This window comes from Synechococcus sp. R6-7, from assembly GCF_047461695.1.
GTDB lineage: Bacteria > Cyanobacteriota > Cyanobacteriia > Thermostichales > Thermostichaceae > Thermostichus.
On the sequence record NZ_JANSHS010000314.1, the window covers coordinates 1 to 2,919 of the forward strand.

The following is a 2,919-nucleotide window of genomic DNA, read 5'->3' on the forward strand; positions in this document are numbered from 1 at the left end:
GGGGATGCTGGGCTGCATCGATACCCTCTTGACGGCAGTCATTGCCGATAACCTCACCCGCACCCGCCACGACTCCGACCAAGAGCTGATCGGGCAGGGGATCGCTAACTTGGTGTCCGGCTTCATGGGAGGGCTGCCGGGAGCAGGGGCAACCATGGGCACGGTGGTGAATATCCAGTCGGGGGGACGTACCCCTCTGGCGGGCGTCACCCGCGCCCTCATTCTGTTGATGGTGGTGCTGTTTGCCGCTCCCCTCACGCAAGGGATCCCAATGGCGGTGCTGGCAGGGATCGCCTTTAAGGTGGGGGTGGATATCCTCGACTGGAGCTTCCTCAAGCGGGCCCACCGCCTTTCCCTCAAAGGGGCAGCCATCATGTACGGAGTGATGTTCATGACGGTGTTTGTGGATCTCATCGCTGCAGTGGGAGTGGGAGTGTTTGTGGCCAACTTGCTCACCATTCAACGCCTCAGCGAGATCCACTCCGAAGAGGTGAAAGCCATTACCGATGCCGATGATGCGGTGGATCTCACTCCCCGTGAGAGGGAATTGCTGCGCCAGGGATGCGGGCAGGTGTTGCTGTTTTACCTGAGCGGGCCGATGATCTTCGGGGTTTCCCAAGCCATTTCCCGCCAACATCAGGCGGTGGCCTCCTGCCAAGCGCTGGTGGTGGATCTATCAGATGTGCCGATGCTGGGCGTTTCGGCGACGCTATCCTTGGAAAATGCCATCCGCGAGGCCCTGGATCGGGGTAAACAGGTGTGGATTGTTGGGGCCAAGGGTCGGATCCGGCAGCGCCTGGAAAACCTACATTTGCCGCTGCCCCCAGAGCGGTTTGTGGACAGCCGTGAGGTGGCTTTGGCCGAGGCTGTTGCCCAGTTGGGCTTGCCGCTCGAGGCCAGTCCCCTGGTTTGAGTAACCCCAATTGGCCTGAGCCACAAAGCTGCGGGATCCGTTTGCCAGATCTAGGTTAAGTCTGAGTCTATGCAATGGAAGGGTCGGGTCGCCTACTTGGCAACCATGCATCGCAAAGAGCAGGTCATCGGCCCTCTCCTGGCCGAACATTTGGGGATCCAAGTTCAAGTAGTAGCTTTCGACACCGACCAACTGGGCACCTTCTCGCGGGAGCGGCCCCGACCGGGGGATCCCATCCACACTCTGCGCCTGAAGATTGCAAGGGCTTTGCAGGATCATCCTGAAGCTCTGGGCTTGGCCAGCGAGGGGTCCTTTGGCCCCCACCCTCAGATTCCCTGGATCCCTTGGAACCAAGAATGGGTCATGCTCAGGGTTTTTGAACCCGGCGCGGAGCCCTTGGAGCTGGTCGGCTATGCAGAGAGCACCCAAACCAATTTCGGCCATCGCTGGGTGCAGAGCTGGGCAGAAGCGCTGGACTTTGCCCAAAGGGCGGGTTTTCCCCAGCACGCTCTGATCGCCCTCGACCAGCCAGAAAAGCCCCAGGTTATCCACAAAGGAATCCAAGACGAAGCAACCCTGAAGCAGGTGGTGGGGGAGCTGCTGGCTCGGCAGGGTGGCCTGCATCTGGAAACCGACATGCGGGCCATGTGCAACCCAACCCGGCTCCAAGTCATCGCAGCCGCCACCCAAAACCTAATCGCCAAAGCCCAAAGCCTGTGCCCGGCCTGCGGCACTCCTGGCTACTGGCAGATCCGCTCGGTCTCTGGACTGCCCTGCGGCCAATGTGGCGCCCCCACCCCCGTGGCCAAGGCTTGGGTATATGGCTGTGCTCGCTGTTCCCACACCCACACCGAGCCTGTGGCAGAGCCCTGGGCGGATCCCGCTCAGTGTGCCTTTTGTAATCCCTAGCTTTGTCCCAAGCTTGACGTCAAGCCCAGGCTTTCATCCCCCCAGAGGGGCTGATGTAAGAGAATAGGGATCCAACCCAGTGGATCCCTACTTAGCAACTTGGATGTCAGCGCAGGGATTTTAAGAACTAGAAAGTAAACACAGCTCGCAAGACACCCACGCCGATGGTTGGATCGGTATCCCCAGACTTGCTAGGCCCACCATTGGGATTGCTCACAAAGTAGGCTGCCGGGGTAAGGGTGAGGTACTCGTTCACCGGGAAGCTGTAGTAAACATCCACGATGAAAGGACGGCTGTCAAAAACTCCCTCCTCGGTGCTGACAATCGGTTGGCCAAACACCACACCGCCCTGAGCACCCTCAATGAAGAGATCCGGGAAAGCAAAGCCAAACAGGAACCCGTTGAAATCTTCATCACCCGGATCAATGGTGCCAGCCGGTACCACGTTGGGCAAGTTGTAATCCACATTGCCAGCAGTAAACCAGCCGGATACGGTAATTCGAGGGCTAAGCTCCCAGTTGGCTGCCACCGAGAAAGCATTGACACGGGCAGAAACATCTACCGTCGTCGTCCGCAGAGGGCCACGGAAAAGGGCTGTACCGTTGGCCAAGAACTCAGGGCCATCGTTTGCCTTCTGCAGATAGGTACTGGCAAACTGCAGGTAGATCTCCAGGTTTTCGTTCGGCAGGAAGCCCAGCTCCACCGCGTGGGCGCTATCGCTACCGGTTATACCGCTGTCGCCGAAGCCCTTGCCCAAGGCTTGAGCGTTCCTGGTGCTGTAGCTGTAGGCCAAGCGTAGTTGATCCGAGAGGCGGTAGCGGAAGCCAAACAGAGCTCCACCTGGCACGTCCGCCGTGGAGTTGGGAGCGTCGGCGAAGTCGGAGAGAGCTTCGAAGGGTGTGCTGTAGTTGAATACATCGAACACACCTGAGCCAACGATACCTGTGTAGATGGTAGCTGCTCGGTTGAAAGCTGGGAATTGGTAGATCAGCTTGGCCAGGGTGAAAGTGCCGCCGCCACGGCCGCCAAACTCAAGGCCGGGATCCCCATCAAAGAACTCAGTCACAGCATCGCGAGCTTGGAGACGAATGCGCAGG

General features: G+C 59.1%; 3 protein-coding genes. 2 read left to right on the plus strand and 1 reads right to left on the minus strand.

From position 1 onward, the window contains the following. A partial coding sequence (locus NW815_RS09600; RefSeq protein ID WP_414415948.1) for a SulP family inorganic anion transporter occupies window positions 1–913 on the plus strand: 913 nt, incomplete at its 5' end. A 69-nt stretch (window positions 914–982) separates the two neighbouring features. Further along, entirely contained in the window at window positions 983–1,822 is an 840-nt protein-coding gene (locus NW815_RS09605) for a DUF6671 family protein (protein ID WP_414351723.1), read from the plus strand. A 127-nt stretch (window positions 1,823–1,949) separates the two neighbouring features. Here the strand turns inward: NW815_RS09605 and NW815_RS09610 are convergent. After that, window positions 1,950–2,919: carbohydrate porin (locus NW815_RS09610; protein WP_414415949.1), on the minus strand; the 970-nt coding region annotated here is incomplete at its 5' end.

Coding starts and splice junctions, on each gene's coding strand:
- NW815_RS09605 (WP_414351723.1), top strand. CDS start 983: ATGCAATGGAAGGGTCGGGTCGCCTACTTGGCAACCATGCATCGCAAA.